Origin of the sequence: Solemya elarraichensis gill symbiont (assembly GCF_002021095.1) — a bacterium.
Classification (GTDB): Bacteria; Pseudomonadota; Gammaproteobacteria; order Chromatiales; family Chromatiaceae.
Map to the genome: position 1 here is coordinate 1 of NZ_MPRK01000117.1, position 5,772 is coordinate 5,772.

At 49.4% G+C, this 5,772-nt stretch carries 3 protein-coding genes; 2 read left to right on the forward strand and 1 reads right to left on the reverse strand.

The window, feature by feature from the left end; translation table 11 throughout:
• Positions 1–241: 241 nt before the first annotated feature.
• A complete protein-coding gene (locus BOW51_RS06935) occupies positions 242–2,863 on the reverse strand; it encodes a Mur ligase family protein (protein WP_078477053.1) in 2,622 nt (873 codons plus the stop codon).
• Between the two features lie 95 nt (positions 2,864–2,958).
• On the opposite strand from BOW51_RS06935, the gene BOW51_RS06940 reads away from it, so the two are divergent.
• The gene (locus BOW51_RS06940) at positions 2,959–4,329 is read left to right on the forward strand and encodes a GNAT family N-acetyltransferase (protein ID WP_078477054.1); all 1,371 of its coding nucleotides are present in this window, start codon (positions 2,959–2,961) and stop codon (positions 4,327–4,329) included.
• Positions 4,330–4,331: 2 nt separating this feature from the next.
• A complete protein-coding gene (locus tag BOW51_RS06945; RefSeq protein WP_153039631.1) occupies positions 4,332–5,714 on the forward strand; it encodes a hypothetical protein in 1,383 nt (460 codons plus the stop codon).
• The last annotated feature ends 58 nt before the right edge of the window (positions 5,715–5,772 follow it).

Sequence of the window (5,772 nt, forward strand, 5' to 3'; positions counted from 1 at the left end):
TCCTTTGGCGCTGGCGCACGTCAGAAAAACAGTCTCGCCTAGTGGCTACCGGGGACTACGCGCCTTCGATTCTCTCTCCTTGGCGCGCAGCGATCGAGGGAATGCTGATGATGCCCACAGGCTGTCCACCATCCTTAACAGAGAGGGAATGAAAAGCGGGACCAGTGTTGTGCTTGAAAATAAAACTCTGAAACTGTGCATTTGATTTGACGCCTTCTCGCATAACGCTCACTTCATCAATTCAATCTGCTTCAATGTATGCCATTATCTGTTTGTACAATTCATCATAGTTCAGTGAGGCAACAAGAACCAGGTCACCCTCTTGCGCTCTTTCCAACACATTATTCACGGCTTCGTGTTCAGAATCATGCGCAAAAAGGGCCTGTTCAGGAATCCCGGCTTCCCTTAATCCCTGAAATAGCAGATCAGTCAGCTCGTTTTGCGTTCGTCCACGCAGATACTTTTCCATCGTATACAGGTGGAATTCGTCAAAATATTCAGCTGCCACTTGCGTCGCCAGGCTGAAATCCGTCTCTCTTCGATTTCCAGGCATCGAAAAAACAAGGATGCGTTTGTCAGCATCGATTTTCCTGACTACAGGCCCTACAGCTGAAAGACTGTAGTATGTATGACAATGGTCTATTACAAATGTGAAAGGAAAGCCATCGATAAAATTCATCCGACAAGGATTGACGGATGAATCGTTTTTAAAGGTACGAAGTGACTCGACGATGGATTCGATGTTCTGATCAAGCCCGTAGGTCACAGCAGCCGCGCACATCGCATTCTCAAGATTAAAAAGAGCTATACCGCCCAGGGAGGCAGGAATATCGGCTGCCGATAACAACGGATAACGCTTCTTGTTATCGTACAGCACCAGCCATGTCTCGCTCTCGACCTGTTCCAGACGCACTGCAGGGTGACCTGTAGCAATGTGCTCCTCTACCAGGGGGTTATCCTCAATTTTGCTGATGAAACACACACGTTCAGCACGAGAGCGTTCGGCAAGACCGGCAGTAAGGGGATCGTCCGCACCGAGAACAACCATCTTATGTGCCAATTCCACGAGCAGTCCCTTGACCTTCGCCATATCTTCCCTTGTTTCCACTCCTAGTTCGCCAAGGTGCTCCTCGGCAATATTGGTAACAGCCGTGACATCGCAGCGATCGATACCTGTACCGACCTTGAGAATACCGCCACGGGCAGTCTCGAGCACAGCTGCATCGATACGGGGATCAATCAACAGTTGCTGTGAAGCTGTTCCACCAGCCAGATCGCCCGCGCGAACCTGTTCGTCATCCACATAAACACCATCTGTGCTAGTGATGCCGACACAGGCACCTGAATGACGCAGAATATGCGCGCTCATACGCGTCGTGGTGGTTTTTCCATTACTCCCGGTGATAACAGCCACCGGTATACGCGATGGTTCTCCTGGAGGGAAAAGCATATCAAAGATGGGGGCCGCCACATCTCGCGACGCACCCTCAGCAGACGCATAGTGCATACGCAATCCGGGCGTTGGATTGATCTCGCAAATCTTGCCTCCCACATCCTTCCATGATCGTGAAATATCCGGTGTGATAAAGTCGATACCAGCAATATCCAGACCGATAACCAGGGCCGCAAGTACAGCCATCGCCTCATTGTCCGGGTGCACGATGGGGGTCACATCAATACTGGTTCCACCCCTGGAAAGATTACTTGTCCAACGCAGAAACACCTGCTTGCCTTGCGGAGGAATATCATCAAGTGTGTAACCTGCCTTAGCCAGTACAGTCTCTGCCTCGTGGTCCAGTTCAACCAGGCTGAGTGGCAATCGCTTTCCAGTACCACGGCGCGGATCACGGCTAAGAAGGTCGACCAGCTCCCTAATGCTATGGCGACCATCACCGACCACGTGTGCCGGCACGCGATGCGCTGCAGCAACCAGCTTTCCGTTGATGACAAGCAGCCGGAATTCATCTCCTTCAATGAAACGTTCCAGCAGAACCGATGGGGAGTAGCGCTTTGCCCTGTCGAATGCTGCTACCAGAGATTGCTCATCATGGATGCCGATCGTAATCCCTACCCCCATATCGCTACTGGCCGGCTTAACGACAAGAGGATATCCCAACTGCCTGGCTGCATGAGACACCGCCTCGCGGTTGGTTACAACAACCTGGTCCGTTACAGGCAGTCCAACACGGCGCAGCTCAAGGTTTGTCAGCGGTTTGTTCTGGGCTATATGAAACGCAGCCCAACTGGTAGCAGGCGTCATCTTTTTCCACATGCGCTTCTGGTATCGGCCGTGTCCGAAAATGATGGAATGAGGATGCAAAAGTTCCGTTGCAGGAATACCCCTGGCTTTAGCCGACTGATGCAGGTAGCGCGTATCAATGTTCCTGCACAGAGGCATGGCTTGCTGTAGAAAAGCCTGGAACTCATGCTGCAGAGTCGATCGAAGATTGTGTATATCGACCTCCCTTACAACCTTCAATCGCTGCAGAAGCCCAAGAGCAAAGTTGACAGTCAAGTTTGTAACCCTGCGCTCCTCGAATGAGAAGAGGAGGTCCAATCCATCACCCTCAGGGAGTCTCACTATATTTTTGTATGTAAATTTCCATCCCAGCTCAGCAGCAACCAGCTCAATCAGGGCCAGTAACAGATGAGCGCTATGCGTACTTTCAACGCCTGCCGGGTTGAGAGTTTCCAGTACTTTTTGCAACCTCGGGAAATAATTCAGGCTACGTTGCAGCAGAATGGTGGGTATTGGTGTGTCGACTATTTCACCGGGCTGATCGGCTTCTATCCGGAGGCGGCATACCGGGGTATCCGAATAAAGATTCACTCCGACAAAAAAGCGTATTTCAGAGACTTTCATTTAGATTTTATTCATCGTAAAGGTATAGCTGTAGTAATGTGATAGTCTAAAACAGTTTTTATTTTACTCATCTTTTTATTGCGGATTCATAGAGAATGAAACTACCAGCAAATGGGGCTCTATATGGCGGTAATCCACCGCAAGGCATTAGCCCGGATCCCTTGATTATCAATGCCTGTCTATCAGGAAATATCGCCAACATGGCAGGCAACCCAAATATCCCCTGTAGTGTTCAGGAGATCACTGATAATGCCGGAGCTGTCATAGAGGCAGGCGCAAGCATTCTTCATGTTCACGCCTATGAAATAGACGGAACCCCAAGCTGGCGTCCGGAAATCTTCGGTCATATTTTCGAGTCGATCCGCAGCGATCATCCTGATGTTGTACTGGTGGCAACAACCAGCGGACGTCTTTACCCCGAATTTGAAAAGCGCTCGGCAGTCCTGGAACTGGATGGAAAGTCCAAGCCTGATATGGCCTCGTTGACCCTGGCATCACTCAATTTCCCCAGGCAGGCATCGATTAACGACCCTGAAACCGTTCAAGGGCTCTGTCAGCGTATGCGCGACAGGGGCATAATACCTGAGCTGGAAGCATTTGACCTCGGCATGCTGAACTACGCATTTTATCTGCAGCGCAAGGGAATGCTGCCCTTGCACTGCTATATCAACCTGCTGCTTGGTTCACTCGGCACAGTGCCCGGGCGCACACTGGATCTTGCCAATCTTGTGCGTGAGATTCCACAGGACTGGACATGGGCAGCAGCAGGAATTGGACGTTATCAATTACCCATTAATGCTGCCGCTATCACCATGGGAGGTAACGTAAGGGTAGGACTGGAAGATAATCCGTTTTATGACTACGCCGAACGGGAATCTGCCAGTAATGAAAAGCTGATCAAACGCCTTGTCCGCATTGCCGGTGAACTCGGGCGAACAATTGCATCACCAGGAGAGACACGTCAACGACTGCACCTGGAAAATCCTGACAACTGGAGCGCGACTCAAGTTACGATCCGGAAAATGAAGCCAGGTGACATGGGGCGTGTCATGGAAATCCTGTCAGAGTGGAATATGGCGCCAATCGAAGCAGATGCGAATACCCCTGCTCCGGAACGTGATCGAATAGAGATCGACAATACATTCGTTGCCGAACTGCAGGGAAAAATTGTTGGTACCTGCGGTTACTATGTTCTCGATGAGACGCATGCAGAAACAGCAAGCCTTGCGGTTGATCCGGAATATCTTGGTGGTGGAATCGGTTTTCAACTACAGGAAGCCCGCTTACAGGAGATGCGTGAGCGAGGAATCCGTCATTTACGCACTGAATCAGACCGACCTGAAGTCATACATTGGTATATCAATAAATTTGGTTACCGGATGACAGGCACAAATCCCAAAAAACATGCTTTTGGCCATCCCGGCAGGGATTCCTGGACAATCCTTGAGCTTGACCTCGAGCAATGACAATGCAGCAATCGTTCGTGCAGAACCAGCATGGTGACAGGGATGGACTGCAACAACCCGGTCATGCCATAACTATCTCTTTTTCCGCTCCAAAAGGGAACATTGATATCGAATCGATTGATAAGTGGCTAAAAAACAGGCTAGAGATTGAAATTGATCCGGAGCCAGACCAAACAATAGAGTTGAATGACTCCGAGACAAAAATAGTCTTCTCACTTGTCTGGAGAGTTCTCCTGGTAGGACGCTATTTCCAGCAGACTGTCCGCATCCCTGTTTTTGATCCTGGAATTATTCTTGCAGTCTCACGAATGAAAGAGGATCAAAACAGATGGCAATCAAGGGTCACTGTACCCATGATTGACAACCTATCCACAAACATTATTAACAGGGCCTATAGATCAGCGACAGAGTTAATACATTGGGTATTGAATAATACCCATTCGACCGATACTCCCGACAGCTTGTACAAAACCATCCAGACAAATGTACTGAAACCTCTGCAGTCCATGGTCAAGTCAGGTATATCAACAATACCAATACTTAAAACAGCGCATCAGAACCAAATACCCTTTCGCCACCTGGAGAACGGGGTTTACCAGCTGGGCTGCGGATGTAATAAACGTTTAATTGACAGAAGTTCAGTGGATGCTGATTCCGCCATAGGATTCACATTAACACTTAACAAGCTTCAGACAGCAAGCATGATTCGTATGTCCGGGCTTCCCGCGCCAGTCCATATCATGGTTGATAGCCTGGAGAATGCCAAGCTGGCTGCAGACAGGCTCGGCTGGCCTCTCGTGATCAAACCTGCAGATAAAGAAAGAGGTGAAGGCGTCACCGTTGACATTACCAACGATAGAAAACTCGAATTTGCATATAACAGGACGTCTGCCATTTCTAAATTGATACTCGTTGAACGCGAGGCACCGGGTGTCTGTTACCGATTGCTGATCACCAATGGAACAATGCTATATGCGATACGAAGAAGCCCCAGGTCAATTGAGGGAGATGGCAGGCACAGCGTGGCCGAGCTTGTTCGCATAGAGACTCAGATCAATAACAGTAAAGCACCATGGCTTCAGGAAAAACCCTATCCCCTTGATGCCCTCGCCCTGGAATCCATGTCCCTTGCAGGGTTCACTCCCGATTCTGTACCGGAAAAAGGCGTGTGGGTGCCATTACGCAAAATCGAGTCAACAGAATGGGGCGGGCACATTGAAGATGTGACAGAACTGGTACATCCGGATAATCGGCAGATCGCTGAACAAGCAGCATCGTTATTTCAGCTATCCAATGCCGGAATAGATATCATTTCAAGTGATATCTCACGGCCATGGCATGAAAACCGAGACTGTAAATTAGTTTGTGTATCTGCTTATCATTAACCCCTACGGGAGATAAGCACGATGAACGAAAAAGAAATCCGAGCACTTGCCAACAAGA

What these genes read in the sequence shown, in the direction of transcription:
- BOW51_RS06945 (WP_153039631.1), top strand. Translation starts at nt 4,332, where the DNA reads ATGCAGCAATCGTTCGTGCAGAACCAGCATGGTGACAGGGATGGACTG.
- BOW51_RS06935 (WP_078477053.1), bottom strand. Translation starts at nt 2,863, where the DNA reads ATGAAAGTCTCTGAAATACGCTTTTTTGTCGGAGTGAATCTTTATTCG.
- BOW51_RS06940 (WP_078477054.1), top strand. Translation starts at nt 2,959, where the DNA reads ATGAAACTACCAGCAAATGGGGCTCTATATGGCGGTAATCCACCGCAA.